The sequence below is a fragment of the Methylobacterium sp. FF17 genome (assembly GCF_025813715.1).
GTDB lineage: Bacteria > Pseudomonadota > Alphaproteobacteria > Rhizobiales > Beijerinckiaceae > Methylobacterium > Methylobacterium flocculans.
In genome coordinates this window covers 4,340,773-4,358,683 of sequence record NZ_CP107532.1, presented here as the reverse complement: position 1 = coordinate 4,358,683, position 17,911 = coordinate 4,340,773, and the positions used below count along the sequence as shown (strand labels likewise).

The window sequence follows — 17,911 nt, the reverse complement described above, 5'->3', positions numbered from 1 at the left end:
CGCTGCTGATGCTCGCGAGCGCACCCACCCTTGCGCAAGGTGCGCTCGAGGCCCCCGCCGTCACCAAGACCAGTACGGCGCCGCCCAACGCCTCCGACCTGCTCTTCGAGCAGCCGCAAATGAAGAACGTGCCCGCGGGCACGACGCTGACCTACACTTACCTGCGCCGCAGCGGCATCTCCAAGGGGCCGTTCGGCCCCCCGCTCGACGACACGATCAAGCTCGGCATCGAGCCCGGCAAGAGTGCCGACAGCCGCGACATCCGCGTCCAGATGTTCTCCGGCGCCAACCGCTTCCCGGCCGGTCCGTTCGAGGACATGCCGGGCAACCCGGTGATGACGCTCTTCCTGGAGCATCATCTGATCGACCTCGCCCGCGTTTTGATGGCGAACCCGCGCTACATCAAGAACGCGATCCGCAAGGGCTTGCGCGACAACGCTACGGTGACGCCGACGGAAGTGGACTACAAGGGCCGGAAGGTCGCCGCCTGGCGCGTCGAAACCCGGCCCTTCCTGGACGACAAGATGAAGGAGCGCATGCGTGGGTTCGAGAACCTGACCTACACCTTCGTGACCTCCGACGCGGTGCCGGGCGAGCTCGTCTCGATCGAGGCCTCGTCCAAGAACGCCGAGGGCGGCGAACTCCTGCAAGAGAACCTGACCTATGATCCGAACGCTGGTTGAGCGCTTTCCTCGGGCCTTGGCCGCCGGCGCTTGCGTCGCAGCCCTGCTGACGGGGCCGGCCCTGGCCGAACCCGAGAACGACTACCCCACCGAGGCGAGGGCCGATTACATCTTCGGCTGCATGGCGGCCAACGGGCAGTCCCGTGAATCCCTCTCCCGCTGCTCGTGCTCCCTCGACGCCCTGGCCTCCCTCCTGCCTTACGACAAGTACGTTCAGGCGAGCACCGTGCTCTCCATCCGCCAGGGCATCGGTCAGCGGACCGCCCAGTTCAAGACCACCAAGGTTTTCGACGACCAGGTCGCGGACCTGCGCCGGGCCCAGGCCGAGGCCGAAATCCGCTGCTACCGGGGCGGGACCTGAGCGGGGCTTACGCGCGCGGCCAAGTCAGGCCCAAACCGAGTCCAGCCGGACCTTGAGGGCGGTGTACCCCGCCGCCTGAGGAAGCTGGTGGCCAACCCCGCCCCATGGCTTTCCCATAGGCAGAGGAGCGCGGTCCGCTCGCGGGAACCCGGCATTGCCCCGGTCGCCGGTTGCGTTCAAACACAGCGGCATCCCGGCGTGCCCGTCGCCCTGACCCATGAGACGTTCGTGCCCCCTGACCTGCCGGCTTCCCTGACCACGCTCCTGCCCGATCTCGGGCGGCGCGTCCTCGTGATGGGCATCCTCAACGTCACGCCCGATTCGTTCTCGGATGGCGGACGCTTCGCAGATCTCGAGCCCGCCCGGGCCCAGGCGGAAGCGCTGGTGGCGGAGGGTGCGGCGCTCATCGATATCGGTGGCGAATCGACCCGGCCGGGCCACGTTCCGGTCTCGGCCGAGGAGGAGCAGGCCCGCATCCTGCCGGTGATCCGCGCGCTGGCGCCCCGGCTGCCCGTGCCGATTTCGGTGGACACCTACAAGGCCTCCACCGCCCGCGTGGCGCTGGAGGCCGGCGCCCGCATCGTCAACGACGTCTGGGGCCTCCAGCGGGAGCCCGAGATCGCCCGCGTCGCCGCCGATCACGGAGCGCCCGTGATGGTGATGCACAACCGCGAGCGCATCGATCCCGGCATCGACATCATCGCCGACATGCTGCGCTTCTTCGAACGGTCACTCGCCATCGCGCGGGCTGCAGGTATTCCCGACCGCGACATCGTGCTCGATCCCGGGATCGGTTTTGGCAAGAGTTGGGAGCAGCACCTGGACGCCCTGCGACGCCTGCCCGAGATCGTGGCCTTGGGGTTTCCGGTTCTCGTCGGAATCTCGCGAAAGTCGCTGCTGGGGCGTCTGCACGACACCGAAACGCGACCCGTCGACCGCCTGTTCGGCTCGGTGGGCAGCCACGTGCTCGCCGCGACCCTCGGGGCGCAGATCGTGCGGGTGCACGATGTCGGTCCGCACGTGGACGCCCTGAGGGTGGTCGACGCCGTGATGCAGAGGCCCGCATGAGCGACCGCATCCTCGTCACCCGCATCGCGGTCTTCGCCTATCACGGACTGCTCGCCGAGGAAGCGCGGCTCGGCCAGCGCTTCTACATCTCCCTCGATTGTCGCCTCGATCTCGCGCCTGCGGGCCGCTCCGACGACGTGACACGGACGGTGAGTTATGCGGACCTGACCGAGATCGTCACGCGCATCGCCACCGAGCGGCGCTTCGCCCTCATCGAGGCCCTGGCCGAGGCCATCGCCGGTGAGATCCTGGACCAGCACGCGCCGATCACGGAAGTCCGGGTGCGGGTGGATAAGCCGAGCGCGCCGGTTCCGGCGGTGATCGAGGGAGTGGCGATCGAGATTGTCCGCTCCCGCGAGGTCGCACGGTGAGCGCCGCCTACCTCGGTCTTGGTAGCAACTTGGGCGACAAGGCCGCGACGCTCGCCGAGGCGGTGGCGCGACTCGCCGCCACGCCGGGCATCCGGGTCACGGCCCGCTCATCGGATTACCGCACGCCGCCCTGGGGCGATACCGATCAGGACTGGTTCCTCAATGCCGCGATCGGCGTGGAAACCAGCCTGACTCCACACGAACTCCTGGAGACGGGACTCGCCATCGAATCCACCATGGGGCGGGTGCGCGAGCGCCGCTGGGGACCGCGCGTGATCGACATCGACGTGCTGTCCTACGAAGGAGCGGCGATCAGCGACGCACGCCTGATCCTGCCACACCGCTTCGTGCGCGAGCGGGCCTTCGTGCTGGTGCCGCTGGCGGAGATCGCACCCGATCTCCGGATCGGACCGGAAACGGTGGCCGAAGCCCTGGCCAAACTCGACGCCACCGGTATCGAGCGGGCCTGAGACCGGACCGGCATCCGGTCCGGTGGGTACTTCAGGGCCTCGGCGCTCCGAGAAGGGTGTTACCCTCTTCCTCCAGCAGCGGGACGTCGTAGGCCCGCAGAACCGCCTCGATATCGGCGCGTCGCTTGCGCAGGATCGTGTTGAGGGTCCGCTTCCAGTCGTTCTCCTCCATCCGCACGCCGAGCGCGATGCGGAAGGTCAGGGGCGGCCGGTCAGGCTCCTGCAGCAGGGGGACGACGCTCATCGGAACACCGCTCTGTCTGGCGAGCCAGCCAGCGGCGGGCCCCCACAGGATCGCGGCGTCAATTTGCTTCTCGGCGAGATCGGCGATGACCTCCGCCGAGACGGTCTGATGCTTGCGCGCCGGATCGAGCTGATAGGGCGCGTAGGCCTTCATCGTGCTGACGAGGCCGACCTCGCCCATGCGGTTCACCGGGGGCGTGCCGCCGATGACGCCGATCGCCCTGCCCTTCAGCTTCGGGTCGTCGAGGCGCACGACGCCGTCGAACTCGCCCTGGCGAGTGACCAACGTATAGGCGGAGCGATAATAGGGGTTTGAATGCTGGACGAGTTCGCCACCGGCTGCCGAGCCGATGATGATGTCGCACAGGCCCGTGCCCAGGGTGTTGCGGACGAAGCCCGGCCCCTGGGTCAGCCAGTAATAGCGGATCTTGACCTTGAGCTCGTCGGCGATGATCGCCGCAATCTTGTTCTCGAAACCGTCCTCCTTGCGCTGGGAGAACGGCATGTTGCCCGGATCGCCGCAGACACGGAGCGTGTCCGTCGTCACGAGATCCGGCAACGATTGCGCCAAAGCGGGTCGCGCTCCTGCCGAGATCAGCAGGAGCGCGAGCGCAAGGCCAGTCCGGGCGCGCGAGCGGGTCATCAGCCGCCCAGGCACTCCTTCTCGGCCGCCTTGGCGGCGTCGGGCTTGTCTTCCTTGTCGGTCGGGCGGATGCGCGGCATGGCACCGGACGCGCGGGCCTTCAGGTAGACGTAGAGGTCGTCGGCGTAGCACATGACGTTCTTGTTATCGCCGAACGCGGGCATGACCCGCTCCTGGCCGGCCTGCGAGTCGCGCTTGCCGCCCGCCAGAATGCCGATGAACTCCTCGTAGCCGATGGTCTTCAGCGAGTCCTTCAGGGCCGGCGCGTAGGTGGAGCCCATGGCATCGGGGCCGTGGCAGACGTGGCACTCGGCGTGATAGCGACGGTAGCCCGAATAGGCGTACCAATCAAACTTCTTGCCGTCGTTGGTGATGTGGAAGGTCGGGTGGCCGTCGCCGTCCTGATACTTGCCGTCCTCGACCTTCACGGCCGCGAACTTGTCGATCAGCTTGGCATCCTTCTCGGGCACGTTCGGATCGAGCTGATTGGCCAGTGCCGGATCAGCCTTCTTCGCATCCTGGGCCTGGACGGCGAGCGTGGAGACCGACGCGAGGGCGAGCGCCGCCACAAGCGGACGGATGACGGCTTTGCTGATGGTGTACAACGACGTTTCTCCCAGGAACACGATTTCGGCCTTCGGCCGCGTATGTCGCGTGTTGTTCTTCCAATTCTAACCAGAAAGATGCCGGCGCGGAAACCCGCGCCGGCACCCCAGATCAGACCGTTACGTGCGACCGATTAGTTCGGCAGCGAGAAGACGGTCAGCTGACCACCGAGGTTGGTGTAGTTCGACAGGGCGGCGTAACCACCCACCGCGCCGAGACCGGCGTTCGGGTCGGTCAGGCCGGCCGCGAGGCCGATGCCGGCCCAGCCACCGACACCCGACAGGATGCCGACGAACTGCTTGCCCTTGTGCTGGTAGGTCATCACGTTGCCGATGATGCCCGACGGGGTCTTGAACTTGTAGAGTTCCTTACCGGTCTTCGAGTCGACGGCCTTCAGGTAGCCCTCGAGGGTCCCGTAGAACACGATGTCACCGGCGGTGGCGAGGGCGCCCGACCACACCGAGAACTGCTCCTGGTTCGACCACTTGATCTTACCAGCGACGCCGTCCCAGGCGATGAAGTTACCCATGCCGCCGTGGCTGTTGGGGGCCGGGTACATGGCGAGCGTCGCGCCGACGTAGGGCTGACCGGGGGTGTAGGACACCCGGAACGGCTCGTAGTCCATGCAGACGTGGTTGGTGGGCACGTAGAACAGGTTGGTCTTCGGCGAGAACGCAGCAGGCTGCTGGTCCTTGGTGCCGAGGGCCGCGGGGCAGATACCCTTGGAGTTGGTATCCTCACCATTCTGCTCGGTGGAGTACTTGGCCTGGACGAGCGGACGACCGTAGGTCTTCGAGCCCTTGTCCATGTCGACCTTGGAGGCCCAGTTCACCACCGGATCGAACTTCTCGGCAACCAGGAGCTCGCCGGTGGCGCGATCGAGGGTGTAGCCGAAGCCGTTACGGTCGAAGTGGGTCAGCAGGGGACGATCCTTGCCGTCAACCTTCTGATCCGTGAGGATCATCTCGTTGATGCCGTCATAGTCCCACTCGTCGTGCGGGGTCATCTGGTAGACCCACTTGGCGGCGCCCGTATCGGGGTTACGCGCCCAGATGGTCATGGACCACTTGTTGTCGCCCGGACGCTGCTTGGGGTTCCAGGTCGAGGGGTTGCCCGAGCCGTAGTACATCAGGTCGAGCTTGGGGTCGTAGGAGAACCAGCCCCAGGTGCAGCCGCCGCCGGTCTTCCACTGATCGCCTTCCCAGGTCTTCAGCGAGGAGTCCTTGCCGACCGGCTTGCCGAGAGACGTGGTCTTCTCGGGGTCCATGATCATGTCGGCGTCGGGGCCCTGGGAGTGGCCGCGCCACACCTTCTTGCCCGTCTTGGAGTCATAGGCGGTGACGTGGCAGTTCACGCCGAACTCGCCGCCGGAGATGCCGACAATGATCTTGTCCTTAACGGGCAGGACGGTGGCGGTGTTGGTCTCGCCCTTCTTCGGGTCGCCGTTGACGACGGACCAGTTCACCTTGCCGCTCTTGGCGTCGAGGGACACGACAGTGGTGTCGGCCTGATGCAGGATGATGGCGCCATCGGCGTAGGCCAGACCACGGTTGACCGTGTCACAGCACATCACCGGGATGACCGACGGGTCCTGCTTGGGCTCGTACTTCCAGACGATCACGCCGTCCTTGTCGAGGTCGAGGGCGTAGACGATGTTCGGGAAGGGGGTGTGCACGTACATCATGTTGCCGATGACGAGCGGGGAGCCCTCGTGGCCGCGCAACACGCCGGTCGAGAACGTCCAGGCGACCTGGAGCTGCTTGACGTTGCTGGCGTTGATCTGATCGAGCTTGGAGTAGCGCGTGTTGGCGTAGTCGACGGTCTGGAGCACCTGCTCGGCCGGGTTGGCCGAGCGCTTCAGGACGTCATCGTTGGCGAATGCCGAGGTCGAAGCGACCATGCCGGCGCCGAGTGCGAGAAGATGTACCGCTCTCATGGATTCCTCCGACAGATCTTCCGGCCGCCACCTTACGGAACATCCGCAAGATCACGTCGTGATCTGACTGTTTGCGACAGGGATAGGATCGCCTCGGTAGCGGACGCCAAGCCTTTACGACCGCGCCAATGACGGGGGTCGCCGGACCTGCGCGGTCAGGGGCCGCTATCCCTTTGCGGCGCCCCTCGAAACCGAAGCTTGAATGAACTCTAAGAAAAATCTCGCCGACGTCAACTCGCTTGCGCACGGTCTTGCCTTGCCACGCACAAGTCCTCGTGAACCCAACAGACGAACCGAATGGTAACGGTGCCCTGCAGCATAAGATTGTGCGGTGCAATATAAGCTTGTGTGAACGCAAAGTGTTTTCATCATCTTAGGCGACGTTCATGCACTCCGCGCATGGTGCTGACGCTTTGTATCATCCGGAATTCACAAACCGACGAATGCGACCTGCTCGGCATTTGGAATTCAAAATACCAACGCTGAGCGGGCTTAGGTTAGGCATAATAATTCCGTTTTGCTTAGTGCTGCGGTCTCACAGTAGCTGCGTTAGCTTCGCTGAAGCGTCACGGTCTGAGCTCTGTCTCTGCGCGGTCTCTGCGCGGTCTCGCCGCATCGGCCCATAGGTCGGAAGCGATCGGTCTGCGAACGGGCCGCGTGATCGCGATCCGATCGAATCAGTTGGCGATGACGCTGGGGAACCGCGCGGCCAATTCCCCTCGCCGAGACTCGATCCAGGACCGGTCGCGTTCGCCGCGTGGCCGCTCGAGAGTGACGCATCCGAGGAGGCTGGCGGGCCGGGCCGAGACGAGGAGCAGCCGGTCCGCGATCTCGATGGCTTCGGCGACGTTGTGGGTGACCATCAGGACGCCCATGCGGGTGCGTCCGACCGCCTCCACCACCAGGGCTCGCAGCGCTGCCGCGGCGGTGTCGTCGAGGGAGACGAACGGTTCGTCCAGGATGAGGATGCGGGGCTTCTGCGCCAGCGCCCGGGCAAGGGAGACGCGGCGCGCCATTCCGAGGGACAGGGCCCCGGGATAGCGCCCGCGCCAGGGCGCGAGGCCGAGGGACGCGAACAGGGTGTCGAGGTTCTGTCCGCGCGCACCGCGCGGAAGGGCAAGCCGGACGTTCTGCTCAACCGTGCGCCAGGGCAGCAGGCGCGGTTCCTGGAACGCCATCGCGATTCCCGCGGCATCCGGCTGGGGTGTCACGCGGCCCTCGTAGTCCGGATCGAGTCCGAGAAGGATGCGTAAGGTGGTGGTCTTGCCCGCGCCCGAGGGGCCGATCAGGCAGGTGATCTCGCCCGCGATCACCGAGAAGGCCAGATCCCGCACGGCCTCCACCGGCTCCGGGCCACCGGCCCCGTAGACCTTGCGGACGATCTCCACCTGCAGTGCCGCGTCCGGCGCCTTCGGCGGGACCGAGTCCTTAGCGCCAGCGTCGGACATAGGCTTCGAGCCGCTGGAGGATGAGGATGTCGATGGCGATCATCACACTCATGAAGACGAGGCTGTAGCCGAGGATGGCCGCCACGTTCAGGCTCTGGACGAAGTAGTAGTTGATGGCGAAGCCCACGCCGTTCGGGCGGCCGAGCAACTCGATCACCAGCACGATCTTCCAGGCGAGCGACAGGCCGGAGCGCGCCGCCGCCACGGCGAAGGGCTGCAGTTGCGGCACGAGCACATGGGCGATCCAGGTGCGGCGGTCGAAGCGATAGCTGCGGGCCATCTCCTCCAGCTGCGGGTCGAGTCCGCGCGCGCCCTCCCGCAGGATCACCGCTACGTTCGGCAGCTTGTTGAGCACCACCGCCACGATCGCCGCCGCCTCGTTCAGCCCGACCCAGATGTAGGCCAGCACCGTGATTACTAGGGCGGGGGTGTTCAGGAGGACGAGGAGGGGCGTGTCCAGGATCAGGTTGAGGCGGCGGGAGCGTCCGAGCGCGACGCCGAGCAGCACGCCGAGGGTCATCGCCAGGAGGAAGGAGATGCCCACGCGGGAAAGCGTGATGCCGACGTTCCACCACAGGTCGCCCCGCGCGGATTCCTGGGCGAGGAAGTCGAGGATCGCCAGCGGCGCCGGCAGCAGACGCGAACCGGCGGCGGAGGCCGCGACCTGCCATCCGGCCAGCAGCACCAGCACGGAGACGAGACGGGTGGCAAGACCCATGGGGGTCAGGGCACCGGGAACGGCGCGCGCGCGAGCGCCTCAGCCATTCCCGCTGCCGTCGAAGTAGAGGCCCGGCGGGAGCGTGGAACCGGCCCCGACGAGGCGTTCTCCTCCGAGCCGCGCCATGACGCCGAACAGCTTCTCGCCGTCGCCCCGCTCCGTGGCCAGTGGACGGCGCGGGATGCCGGCGAGGAAATCGCGCTTCAGGGCCTGGAAGGTCGCCTCGTCGTCGGCCGCCATCAGCGGGCGCACCACATCCCAGGCCGAGGCGTCGTTCGCGAGCGCCTCCTTGGCGGCCTTCGAGGCGCGGGCGAAACCCGCCACCGCCTCGGGCTTGGTCTTCAGGGTCTCGCCATCGAGAAGGTATCCGATCAGCGCCATCGAGCCGGTGGCCCCGAAGGCACGCATGATGTCGTCGGAGCCGATCAGGCGGCGGAAGCCTTTTGGCTCCAGGCGGGCGCAATAGGTCCAGTAGAGGAGCCCGGCATCCAGTTCGCCCTGTTCGAGCTTGAGCGCGAGGAGCGGCGGTGCGCCGAAGGCGATGGTCGCCTGCGCCTCGAGGTCGATGCCCGCCGCGTCGCGGGCCTGGGCCTTCAGGAGGAGCCAATTCTTGTCGAGGGGACCACCGGCGACGCCGAGGCGCTTGCCCTTGAGGTCGGCCAGCGTTCGGATCGGGCTGTCGCCCGGTACCATCAGCGAACCCTCGGTGGTGGAGTAGGGGAAGAAGCGGATCGCGCGGCCCTCGTTGCCGAGGCGTGCCGCCCAGAGCAGGTCACCCACGATGGTGTCGACCTGGCCGCCGAGGAAGGCAATCCGCGCCGCGTCGTTGCCGGCGAGCTTGACGACGTCGAGGGTGAAGCCGTTGGCGGTGTCGAGCCCGTGCGCCTTGATCACCGCCGCTTCCCACGAGACCGTGCCGAAGGGCAGGCTGCCGACGCGGATGGTGGCCGGCGCCGCAAGCGCCGGAGCGTTCCAGGCCAGAACCGACAGGGGCGACGATGCCGCCGTCGCGAGCAATCCGCGCCGTGACAGCATGGGGCACACTCCCTGGATTCGACGTCGGGCGCTCGGGTGGTCCCGTAAAGACCGGCGCCTGTTGGACTTCTACATAAGAGCTTGATCGGAGGGCGTCCACAGGATGATTCGGTAAGACGCAAGGGCTGATGGTCGCCCCTCGCGAAAGCGAAGTCCCTGTCGTCCAGGCGGGACTTGCGTGAAACCGAAGCCCGGCGCAGGTTTTCGCCGAAGACCTGTCTGGAGCGGATCATGGCCGGAACACGCGAAGACGTGATCGACGACGTCACCATCACGGCGCGGCTGGCGCGTGACCTGCCGGCCTGGCGGCTGGAGGACGGTTGGATCAAGCGCACCTACAAGACGGCGGGCTGGAAGGGCACGCTCATGGTCATCAACACCGTGGGCCACCTTGCGGAGGCGGCCTGGCACCACCCGGACATCACCGCTTCCTACGCCTGGGTGGAGGTGCGCCTGACCAACCATGCCGCCAAGGGCATTACCGAGAAGGACTTCGCACTGGCCGCCAAGATCGAGGAGGTAGTCGGCTGGCAGCCCGGTGCGGAGGGCGGGGCGCTGGAGGGGACGCCCACCGACCCGCGCTTCGCCTACATCAAGTACGAGAAGTAGCCGCGCGGCAGGGGGCGCTCCGCCGGCTTCACTCCGCGTGCTTCACCCGCCGGCACTCGGTCTTGAGGTAGCTCGTGCGGCCGATCTCGTCCCTCAGATCGGTACGGGCGATGATCTCCTGCCAGCCGTTCGTGCAGCCGAGTTCGTTGGCGACCCGGACCTTGCGGACCTCGCTCGCCCGATCGTCGGTGCAGGCCTCGATGGGGATGCCGTTGGCGCAGACCAGGACCACGGCGATGAAGGCGTTCATGGGCGATCTCTTCTGACCGGTCCTCGGTGGGCGATCTTCCGGATCCGATACGCACCCGCGCCGGGATCGGTCTCATCCGATCGTGAGAATGTGATCGGCCGAGAAGTCCCGTCCCTCCACCGGGTTCGCGACCCAGCGGGTGCGCTCGATCTGCATGTCATGCCCGGCATGGAAGTGGCCCGAGACCCAGAGGTCCGGCCGAGCCGCCTCGGGAAGGTCCTCCAGCACGGTGCTGGCATAGAAGGCCGGTACCCACCACGGCACGCCGGGCGCGTGGCGGAACGCATCGGCCGCGCGCGGGCTCGGAGGGTGATGCGTGACGCAGACGGTGGGGCCGTCATGGGGCCGCGACAAGGCGGCGATCAGGCCCTCGCGCTCCCGGGTATGGGCCGCCATCGCGTCGGCGGGCGACCAGACCGTGCCGTCGCCGTTGCGGATCGAGCCCCGGAACTCGCGCGATCCTGTGACCGGATCCGTCATGCGCGCGGCCGCGTAGGCGACCGGGTCCTGGGGATGGTCCGGTACGCCCGCGTCCAGCCAGCGCCCCGCCAGCGACCAGTCGCTCCAGAGGGTCGTGCCGACGAAGCGCACGCCGTCGAGGACAATCGCGGCCCCGCGCTGAAGCAGGTGGATCGCGGCGCCCTCCCCGTTCAGCCGGTGGACCTCGGCCGCCAGGTCGGCGAGGAGATCCGGCGCCGTGCGTCCGTCGCCGGTGGGCGCATAATGCTCGTGGTTGCCGGGCACCAGCACGATCGGCCCGCCCCGCGCCAGGGTCACGAGTGCGGCGAGACCCTGCTCCGGGCGTCCCTCGTACAGGTCGCCGGGGCAGACCAGCACGTCGAAGGGTTGTTCCGGCCGCAGGATGACGTCGAGGCGTCGGCGCTCCAGGTGGAGATCGGAGATCGGAAACAGGCGCATGGAGGCGGCTCGGGGTCCCTCAGGAAACGGGCTTTTCGGGTGCAGTCGTCTCGGGGGCGGTTTTGGCCGCCCGCCATTCCGCCCGCGCGGCCCGCAGGATGTCGCCCGCCGAATCGGCGTTGAGGATGGCGATGCCCGCCGCCGCGATGAGATCGGGCCAAGCCGAGAGGGTCAGGGCCGTGGCGATCCCGGCGGCGATGATGGCGAGGTTGGCATAGGCGTCGTTGCGCGCCGAGAGGTAGGCCGCCCGGGTCAGGCTGCCGCCTCCTGCGCGGTGGCCGGCCAGCATCATCGCGCAGGTGAGATTGACGGCGAGCGCTCCGAGTCCCGTCAGCGTGAGCGGAACCGGGGCCGGCGGCACCATCGTGGCGAACTTGCCCCAGGCGGCGTAGGCGGTGGCCAGCGCCGGCAGCAGCAGGATGACGGCGAGCACCGCGCCGAGGCGCGCCCGGTTGCGCATGCTCCAGCCGATACCGGCGAAGATCAGCAGGTTGATGGCCGCGTCTTCGAGGAAGTCGAGACTGTCGGCGATGAGCGCGAGCGAGCCGATTGCCAGCGCGACGCTGATTTCGACGCCGAAATAGGCGAGGTTCAGCCCGGCGACGCGGGCAACGACGGGGCGCAGGGTGGCGGAGGGGGGACTGGGCACGGGGACGGCTCGACCTTGTCGCGGGACGACGCCGCGTTGGCGACCTCCTTGGCGCGGGAAGCCTCCGCCTGTCGAGGTCCGCCGTCCGGCGGCGCGGCTTTATCGGTCGGTGCAGGCTGGATTTGGCCCGCCGCCTGTGCGAGGCGGAAATCCGGCCGCGTGGACGTTGCGCGCCCACGAATCGAGATCAACGACCGGAATCGGAGGGACACCGCCCATGATGCCCGAACTGCGCGTCCTGTACTTCGAGGATCTCGAAGTCGGTTTGTCCGAGACGCTGAACAAGGTCATCGCCTCCTCCGACGTGGTGGGTTTCGCCGAGATCACCGGCGACCGCAACCCGATCCACCTCTCCGAGCACTTCGCGGCCCGCACGCCCTTCGGCACCCGCATCGCCCACGGCCTCTACACGGCCGGCCTGATCTCGGCGGTGCTCGGCACCCGCCTGCCCGGCCCGGGCGCCGTCTACATCAGCCAGACCCTGAACTTTCGCGCCCCCGTGCGCATCGGCGATACGGTCGAGGTCACCGTCGAGGTCGCCGAACTGGTGCCGGAGCGCCGGCGCGCGCGTCTGAAATGCACCTGCTCCGTGGCCGGCGAGGTCGTGCTCGACGGGGAGGCCCTGGTGAAGGTGCCGACCAAGGCCGAGGCCGACCCCCTCGCGGTCCGGATGGGCGGGCGCCCCGCGAGCGCCTGACGACCCGCCTTGCGCGCGCCGATCACCATTCACGACCCGGCCGATCCGCGTCTCGCCCCCTACACGGCGATGCGCGAGCGCGACCTCGTCGGGCGGGAGGGACGGTTCATCGTCGAGGGCGAGGTCACCCTGCGGGTGATGCTCTCGGCTCGGGCCCGGTTCGGACTCGAATCGGTCCTGCTCGCCCCGGAGCGCCTGGGCGCGCTCACCGATACCCTCGTCCGGCTCCCCGGCGACGTCCCGGTCTTCTGCGCGACCAAGCCGGTGATGAGCGCGATCACCGGGTTTCCGATCCATCGCGGCGTGCTCGCCGTGGGCCGGCGTGGAAGCGAGGCCGAGGCTGGGTTGGCCCCCGCTCCCGCGCGTACCCTCGTGCTCGGCCTCGTCGGTCTCACCAACCATGACAATGTCGGGGGCCTGTTCCGCAACGCCGCCGCCTTCGGGGCCGACGCGGTGCTCCTCGACGGGGCCACCTGCGATCCCCTCTACCGCAAGGCGATCCGCGTCTCGGCCGGAGCGGCGCTGACGGTGCCGTTCCAGCGCTTGGCGGATGCCGACGCGATCCTCGGCTATGCCCGGCGCCACGACCTGACTCCCCTGGCCCTGAGCCCGGGAGGCGTGGAGACTCTCGCTGCCCTCGCGCCTCCGCTCCGGACCCTGCTGATCCTCGGGACCGAGGGGCCCGGCCTGCCGCCGGCCCTGATGGCGAGCCTGCGCACCCTGCGCATCCCGATGGCGCCGGACTTCGATTCCCTCAACGTGGCCACCGCCGGAGCGATCGCGCTCCATCATCTGGCGGCCATCTGCTGACGGCGCCGGAGCCGTGCCACTGGCACAACCGTGCCGCGCGACATTGCGCCCCCATTGCCGCCCGCCCTGCCACGGTCAAGATTGGTCGCAGGGGCCCTGAGGCCTGGACGGACCCTCGTTCCGCGCCACATGCGTTCGGGATGAGGGCGAAGACGAAGGAATCGCGAGCGTTGTTGCAGTCACGGGATGGCCTGCGGACCCTGTCCGGACGCCGCGTCATCATCGTCGGTGCCGGTCCCGGCGGCCTCGCCACCGCGCTTCTCATGGCCCGTGCCGGGGTCCACGTGACATTGCTGGAGAAGGATCCGGCGGTGGGCGGGCGCACCAAGACGGTGGAGGCGCCGGGCGGTTACCGCTTCGATATCGGGCCGACCTTCTTCCTCTATCCGCAGATCCTGGCGGACATCTTCGAGACCTGCGGCGAGCGTCTGGAAGACCACGTCAAGCTCGAGCGCCTCGACCCGCAATACCACCTCGTGTTCGAGGCGGGCGGCGAGATCCGCGCCACCAACGACATGGACCGGCTGGAGGCCGAGGTCGCCCGCATCGCGCCGGACGACGCGAAGAACGTGCGCAAGTTCTTCGCGGACAACCGGGTGAAGCTGAAGTTCTTCAAGCCGGTGCTGGAGCAGGCCTTCCACACCCTGCGGTCCATGGCCTCGCCCGCCATGATCGCCGCCCTGCCCCACCTGCATCCGGGCCGCAGCGTCGACAAGGACCTGCAGCGCTACTTCAAGGACCCGCGCGTCCGCCTCGCCTTCGCGTTCCAGACCAAGTACCTCGGCATGTCGCCGTTCCGGTGCCCGAGCCTGTTCACCATCCTGTCGTTCCTCGAATACGAGCACGGGGTCTACCACCCGGTCGGCGGCTGCGGTGCCGTCTCCGAGGCGATGGCCGGCCTCGCCCGCCGCATGGGCGTCGACATCCGCCTCGGGGCCGGCGTCGAGCGGGTCCTCTTCGAGGGCAAGCGCGCCAGCGGCGTGATCTGCAACGGCGAAACGATCCATGCCGACGCAGTGGTGATCAACGGCGATTTCGCCAAGGTCATCCAGGACCTGGTGCCGCAACAGCACCGCCCGCGCTGGCGCGATGCCAAGATCGAGAAGGCGCGCCTCTCCTGCTCGACCTTCATGCTCTATCTCGGCCTCGACGGGCCGATGCCCGAGGCACTCGGCCACCACACCATCCTGCTGTCGGAGGATTACGCCCGGAACATCCGGGAGATCACCGACGGCATCCTGCCGATGCAGCCCTCCCTCTACGTGCAGCATGCGGGCTTCACCGATGGCGGCATGGCGCCGCCCGGCCAGACCAGCCTCTACGTGCTGGTGCCGGTGCCGAACCTGAAGGCCGGCATCGACTGGAAGGGCCTACGCGAGACTTATCGCCGCCTCGTCCTCGACCGCCTCGCCCTGCTCGGCCTCGGTGACATCGAATCGCGCATCCGCTACGAGCGCATCGTCGACCCGACCGAGTGGCGCGACGACTTCTTCGTTCACGAGGGCGCCACCTTCAACCTCGCCCACGACCTGATGCAGATGCTCTACTTCCGCCCGCACAACCGCTTCGGGCCGGGCCTCTACCTCGTCGGCGGCGGAACCCATCCGGGTTCGGGTCTGCCCGTGATCTACGAGGGCGCGCGCATCACCGCGCGCCTCCTCATCGAGGAACTGTCGGCCGGGCGGGTCGGGGCCGCCAGCGCCGGCATCCCTGCCACCGCGCCGCTTGCGACCTCGGGCGACGCTTCTTGAGGGGCCTCGCCGGGGGGCTCGTCCTTCTCGTTTTCGGCGCCGGGTTCGCCCGGGCCGCGGAGGTGGCGGTGGAGGTCGAGGGGATCGAGCCCGCCGGCCTGGTTTCGGTCGCCCTGTGCCAGGACGGGTTGAGCGAGGCCGATTGCCGAATCGGCCAGCAGGCCCCGCCCCGCGCGGCCGCGCAGCGCTTCCTCTTCGCGGATCTGGCGCCGGGCATCTACGCGGCCCTCGCCTACCAGGATACGAACGGCAACGGCCGCCTCGATCGGACCGGCCTCGGCCTGCCGCTGGAACCCTACGGCTTCTCCGGCGGGTCGCCCCGGGGCACCCGGCCGGATTTCGCCCAGGCACGCTTCTCCGTGCGTGAGCCGGGCGCGAGCGTGCGGGTCCGCCTGTCGCGCGCTCTCCCCCGCCGCTGATCGTCCCGTGACCGCCCGTCCCGAGCCGCTCCTGCGCATCGACGGCGCCGCCCTCGCCTATCGCGGCGCCCGCGCGCTGGAGGGGATCGACCTCGCCCTCGGCGCCGGCGAGACCCTGGCGCTGCTCGGGCCGAACGGGGCGGGGAAGACCTCGCTGATGCGCCTCATCGCCGGCCGGCTGGGGCCGGCGGCCGGTCGCGTCCGGGTTGCGGGCGCCGATCCCCACCGGTCCCGGGCCGCCCGCGCGGTGATCGGCTGGGTCCCGCAGGAGATTGCCCTCTACCCCCGGCTCTCGGTGGCCGAGAACCTGTCCGTGTTCGCGCAGCTCGCCGGGATCGCCCGGCGCGAGCGGGGGGAGGCGGTGGCAACCGGGCTCGCGCTCTGCGCCCTGGCAGAGGTCGCCGGCCGGCCGGTCGGGCTGCTCTCGGGCGGCTACCAGCGCCGGGTCAACATCGCAGCCAGCCTGATGGCGGGGCCCCGCCTCGTCCTCCTCGACGAGCCGACCCAGGGGGTCGACCTCCACGCCCGCGCGGCGATCCACGCGGTACTCGCCCGCCTGCGCGCGGCCGGCACCGCACTCCTCGTCGCCACCCACGATTTCGCCGAGGCCGAGCGCCTCGCCGACCGCGTCGCCATCCTGGCGCAGGGCCGGATCGTCGTCGACGGGCGCCTGGCCGACCTCCTCGCCCGGATCCGTGCCGATGCGCCCGAGCATGAGGTGGTGCTGGCCGCCCCCGCGGAACCCGATGCGGAGGCGGTGCTGCGCCGTACCGGCTTCCTGCCACGCGACATCGGCTCGATCTGGCGGGCGACCCGGCTGGCCGGGCCCGCCCTCGACGGAGCGGCCCTCCTCGACGCGCTGCGGGCATCGGGCGTGCCCGTCACCGAGATCCGAATCCGTGCCCCGGGCCTGGAGGGGGTCTACCGATCGGCACTGTCGGGGATCGAGGCCGGCGCCGGGGAGGGACGCGCGTCATGATCTCGGCCGCCTTCCGCGTGATGCTGCTCGGGCTCCTGCGCGACCGTGCCGCCCTGGTGATGGCCTTCGTGCTGCCGACCGTGATCTTCACGATCTTCGCCGCGATCTTCTCCGGGGCGCTGGGCGAGCGCATCCGCATCCATCTCGGTCTGCTCGATCTGGCGCAGACCCCGACGACGCAGCGCCTGATGCAGGCCCTCGAAGCCGACCCGGCCCTGCGCGTCGGGCGCCTGCCGGCCCTGGACATCGACGGGGCCATCGCGGCCGTGCGCCGCGGCACCGTCGACGTCGCCCTGGTCCTGCGCGGGGACCTCGATGCGGGTTCGGCCGGCACTGGCCAGCCCGTGCTGCTGATCGAGAACCCCGCCAAGGCGCTCGCCACCCCGGTCGCGCTCGGCCAGCTCCAGCGCGTCCTCAACGCGGCGCTGCCGGACGTCGTCCTCGCCCGGATCGTCGCCGACGTGGAGCGCTCCGGCAAGATCGGCCCGGACGAGCGCAACTTCCTCAACCAGGCCTTCGCCGAGCAGCGGGCCCGCAAGGAGCCATTTGCCTTCGCCTCGCTGGTGGAGCGCCGCAGCACCGCCTCGGGCGCCACCAACGACCGCGTCAGCTACTATGCGGGGGCGATCACCGCCGTGTTCCTGCTGTTCGCCGCCATGCAGGGGGCCCTCTCCCTGGTGGACGAACGCCAGTCCGGTCTCGCCGACCGGCTGATGGCCGGCCCCGGGGGGCTTGCCGTGGTGGTCCTCGGCAAGTTCCTGTTCCTGGTGGGCCAGGGCGTCGTCCAGGCGGCCCTGATCTTCGCCGCTGCCGCCCTCCTGCACGGGGTCGACATCCGGCCCAATGGAGGCGCCTGGCTGGTGACCTCGCTCCTCGTTTCGGCCATGGCGGCGGGTCTCGCGCTCGCTGCCTGCGCGGCCTCCGCCACCCGCCAGCAGGCGCACCTCGCCGCCACCTTCGGGGTTCTCCTGCTCTCGGCGGTGGGCGGCAGCATGGTTCCCCGCTTTCTGATGCCACCGTGGCTGCAGGAGGCCGGCTGGTTCACCCCCAATGCCTGGGCCATCGAGGGCTATCAGAACGCCCTCAGCGAAGGCTGGGCGGCGGCGCTTCCCGCCTGGGGCGTTATGGGGGCGGTGGCGGTCGTGGGCCTGGGCCTCGCGCTGGGGCTGGTCTCGCGGCGGGCGGGATGATCCTGCATTCCCTTGGCGAAGGCAGTCGGCGGGCGGCACGATCCCGGGTGTCGTGAC

Annotated in this window: 21 protein-coding genes; 12 read left to right on the top strand and 9 right to left on the bottom strand. The window is 68.9% G+C overall.

The annotated features are described in order from the left end of the window. The first annotated feature begins 8 nt into the window (after positions 1-8). The 5 genes from OF380_RS20910 to folK all read left to right on the top strand — a co-directional run bounded on the left by OF380_RS20910 (position 9) and on the right by folK (position 2,953). Entirely contained in the window at positions 9-683 is a 675-nt protein-coding gene (locus tag OF380_RS20910; protein WP_404810624.1) for a hypothetical protein, read from the top strand. After that, positions 664-1,044: a hypothetical protein gene (locus tag OF380_RS20905; RefSeq protein WP_264047212.1), complete on the top strand. Its 381-nt coding sequence runs from the start codon at positions 664-666 to the stop codon at positions 1,042-1,044. Before OF380_RS20910 ends, OF380_RS20905 begins: the two co-directional genes overlap by 20 nt. A gap of 294 nt (positions 1,045-1,338) precedes the next feature. Beyond that, positions 1,339-2,112: a dihydropteroate synthase gene (folP, locus tag OF380_RS20900; protein ID WP_264051414.1), complete on the top strand. Its 774-nt coding sequence runs from the start codon at positions 1,339-1,341 to the stop codon at positions 2,110-2,112. After that, entirely contained in the window at positions 2,109-2,483 is a 375-nt protein-coding gene (gene folB / locus OF380_RS20895; protein ID WP_264047210.1) for a dihydroneopterin aldolase, read from the top strand. Before folP ends, folB begins: the two co-directional genes overlap by 4 nt. Beyond that, a complete protein-coding gene (gene folK, locus OF380_RS20890; protein ID WP_264047207.1) occupies positions 2,480-2,953 on the top strand; it encodes a 2-amino-4-hydroxy-6-hydroxymethyldihydropteridine diphosphokinase in 474 nt (157 codons plus the stop codon). Before folB ends, folK begins: the two co-directional genes overlap by 4 nt. 31 nt (positions 2,954-2,984) lie before the next feature. Here the strand turns inward: folK and xoxJ are convergent, their stop codons facing one another. The 6 genes from xoxJ to OF380_RS20860 all read right to left on the bottom strand — a co-directional run bounded on the left by xoxJ (position 2,985) and on the right by OF380_RS20860 (position 9,582). Then, on the bottom strand, positions 2,985-3,839 hold the full coding sequence (xoxJ, locus tag OF380_RS20885) for a rare earth element methanol dehydrogenase accessory protein XoxJ (RefSeq protein ID WP_264047204.1): 855 nt from the start codon (positions 3,837-3,839) through the stop codon (positions 2,985-2,987). Continuing rightward, positions 3,839-4,444 carry a c-type cytochrome, methanol metabolism-related gene (locus OF380_RS20880; RefSeq protein ID WP_318784245.1) on the bottom strand — a complete coding sequence of 202 codons (606 nt, stop codon included), beginning with the start codon at positions 4,442-4,444 and terminating at the stop codon, positions 3,839-3,841. The genes xoxJ and OF380_RS20880 overlap by 1 nt, the downstream gene beginning before the upstream one ends. Positions 4,445-4,578: 134 nt before the next feature. Then, a complete protein-coding gene (gene xoxF1, locus OF380_RS20875) occupies positions 4,579-6,381 on the bottom strand; it encodes a lanthanide-dependent methanol dehydrogenase XoxF1 (protein WP_264047202.1) in 1,803 nt (600 codons plus the stop codon). Positions 6,382-7,058: 677 nt separating this feature from the next. After that, positions 7,059-7,829 (bottom strand): ABC transporter ATP-binding protein, encoded by a 771-nt coding sequence (locus OF380_RS20870; protein WP_264047199.1) that lies wholly within the window; start codon positions 7,827-7,829, stop codon positions 7,059-7,061. Then, the gene (locus OF380_RS20865; protein WP_264047197.1) at positions 7,810-8,547 is read right to left on the bottom strand and encodes an ABC transporter permease; all 738 of its coding nucleotides are present in this window, start codon (positions 8,545-8,547) and stop codon (positions 7,810-7,812) included. The genes OF380_RS20870 and OF380_RS20865 overlap by 20 nt, the downstream gene beginning before the upstream one ends. Before the next feature lie 39 nt (positions 8,548-8,586). Next, entirely contained in the window at positions 8,587-9,582 is a 996-nt protein-coding gene (locus tag OF380_RS20860; protein WP_264047195.1) for an ABC transporter substrate-binding protein, read from the bottom strand. A gap of 231 nt (positions 9,583-9,813) precedes the next feature. On the opposite strand from OF380_RS20860, the gene OF380_RS20855 reads away from it, so the two are divergent. Next, on the top strand, positions 9,814-10,191 hold the full coding sequence (locus tag OF380_RS20855; protein WP_264047192.1) for a 4a-hydroxytetrahydrobiopterin dehydratase: 378 nt from the start codon (positions 9,814-9,816) through the stop codon (positions 10,189-10,191). A 28-nt stretch (positions 10,192-10,219) separates the two neighbouring features. Here the strand turns inward: OF380_RS20855 and OF380_RS20850 are convergent, their stop codons facing one another. From OF380_RS20850 to OF380_RS20840, 3 genes are all read right to left on the bottom strand, one after another. Further along, positions 10,220-10,441 carry a hypothetical protein gene (locus OF380_RS20850; RefSeq protein WP_264047190.1) on the bottom strand — a complete coding sequence of 74 codons (222 nt, stop codon included), beginning with the start codon at positions 10,439-10,441 and terminating at the stop codon, positions 10,220-10,222. Between the two features lie 72 nt (positions 10,442-10,513). Then, entirely contained in the window at positions 10,514-11,359 is an 846-nt protein-coding gene (locus OF380_RS20845; protein ID WP_264047188.1) for a metallophosphoesterase, read from the bottom strand. A 19-nt stretch (positions 11,360-11,378) separates the two neighbouring features. Next, positions 11,379-12,008 (bottom strand): cation transporter, encoded by a 630-nt coding sequence (locus OF380_RS20840; protein ID WP_264047186.1) that lies wholly within the window; start codon positions 12,006-12,008, stop codon positions 11,379-11,381. 217 nt (positions 12,009-12,225) lie between these two features. Here OF380_RS20840 and croR point away from each other — a divergent pair, with 217 nt between their 5' ends. The 6 genes from croR to OF380_RS20810 all read left to right on the top strand — a co-directional run bounded on the left by croR (position 12,226) and on the right by OF380_RS20810 (position 17,854). Beyond that, a complete protein-coding gene (gene croR, locus OF380_RS20835; protein WP_055949554.1) occupies positions 12,226-12,705 on the top strand; it encodes a 3-hydroxybutyryl-CoA dehydratase in 480 nt (159 codons plus the stop codon). 9 nt (positions 12,706-12,714) lie between these two features. Continuing rightward, complete coding sequence (locus tag OF380_RS20830) at positions 12,715-13,515, top strand: TrmH family RNA methyltransferase (RefSeq protein WP_264047178.1); 801 nt, start codon at positions 12,715-12,717, stop codon at positions 13,513-13,515. Positions 13,516-13,685: 170 nt separating this feature from the next. Continuing rightward, a complete protein-coding gene (locus OF380_RS20825) occupies positions 13,686-15,266 on the top strand; it encodes a phytoene desaturase family protein (protein ID WP_264047176.1) in 1,581 nt (526 codons plus the stop codon). Then, positions 15,263-15,685, top strand: a complete 423-nt coding sequence (locus tag OF380_RS20820; RefSeq protein ID WP_264047174.1) for a DUF2141 domain-containing protein — start codon at positions 15,263-15,265, stop codon at positions 15,683-15,685. Before OF380_RS20825 ends, OF380_RS20820 begins: the two co-directional genes overlap by 4 nt. A 7-nt stretch (positions 15,686-15,692) precedes the next feature. Beyond that, positions 15,693-16,664: an ABC transporter ATP-binding protein gene (locus OF380_RS20815; RefSeq protein ID WP_264047172.1), complete on the top strand. Its 972-nt coding sequence runs from the start codon at positions 15,693-15,695 to the stop codon at positions 16,662-16,664. Further along, positions 16,661-17,854 (top strand): ABC transporter permease, encoded by a 1,194-nt coding sequence (locus tag OF380_RS20810; RefSeq protein ID WP_264047170.1) that lies wholly within the window; start codon positions 16,661-16,663, stop codon positions 17,852-17,854. Before OF380_RS20815 ends, OF380_RS20810 begins: the two co-directional genes overlap by 4 nt. Positions 17,855-17,911 lie beyond the last annotated feature (57 nt).

Excerpts from the sequence above, each read along its gene's own strand:
- xoxJ (WP_264047204.1), bottom strand. The coding sequence starts at position 3,839 with ATGACCCGCTCGCGCGCCCGGACTGGCCTTGCGCTCGCGCTCCTGCTG.
- OF380_RS20855 (WP_264047192.1), top strand. The coding sequence starts at position 9,814 with ATGGCCGGAACACGCGAAGACGTGATCGACGACGTCACCATCACGGCG.
- folB (WP_264047210.1), top strand. The coding sequence starts at position 2,109 with ATGAGCGACCGCATCCTCGTCACCCGCATCGCGGTCTTCGCCTATCAC.
- OF380_RS20905 (WP_264047212.1), top strand. The coding sequence starts at position 664 with ATGATCCGAACGCTGGTTGAGCGCTTTCCTCGGGCCTTGGCCGCCGGC.
- OF380_RS20870 (WP_264047199.1), bottom strand. The coding sequence starts at position 7,829 with ATGTCCGACGCTGGCGCTAAGGACTCGGTCCCGCCGAAGGCGCCGGAC.
- OF380_RS20845 (WP_264047188.1), bottom strand. The coding sequence starts at position 11,359 with ATGCGCCTGTTTCCGATCTCCGATCTCCACCTGGAGCGCCGACGCCTC.
- xoxF1 (WP_264047202.1), bottom strand. The coding sequence starts at position 6,381 with ATGAGAGCGGTACATCTTCTCGCACTCGGCGCCGGCATGGTCGCTTCG.
- croR (WP_055949554.1), top strand. The coding sequence starts at position 12,226 with ATGATGCCCGAACTGCGCGTCCTGTACTTCGAGGATCTCGAAGTCGGT.
- folP (WP_264051414.1), top strand. The coding sequence starts at position 1,339 with ATGGGCATCCTCAACGTCACGCCCGATTCGTTCTCGGATGGCGGACGC.
- OF380_RS20910 (WP_404810624.1), top strand. The coding sequence starts at position 9 with ATGCTCGCGAGCGCACCCACCCTTGCGCAAGGTGCGCTCGAGGCCCCC.
- OF380_RS20810 (WP_264047170.1), top strand. The coding sequence starts at position 16,661 with ATGATCTCGGCCGCCTTCCGCGTGATGCTGCTCGGGCTCCTGCGCGAC.
- OF380_RS20865 (WP_264047197.1), bottom strand. The coding sequence starts at position 8,547 with ATGGGTCTTGCCACCCGTCTCGTCTCCGTGCTGGTGCTGCTGGCCGGA.
- OF380_RS20860 (WP_264047195.1), bottom strand. The coding sequence starts at position 9,582 with ATGCTGTCACGGCGCGGATTGCTCGCGACGGCGGCATCGTCGCCCCTG.
- OF380_RS20850 (WP_264047190.1), bottom strand. The coding sequence starts at position 10,441 with ATGAACGCCTTCATCGCCGTGGTCCTGGTCTGCGCCAACGGCATCCCC.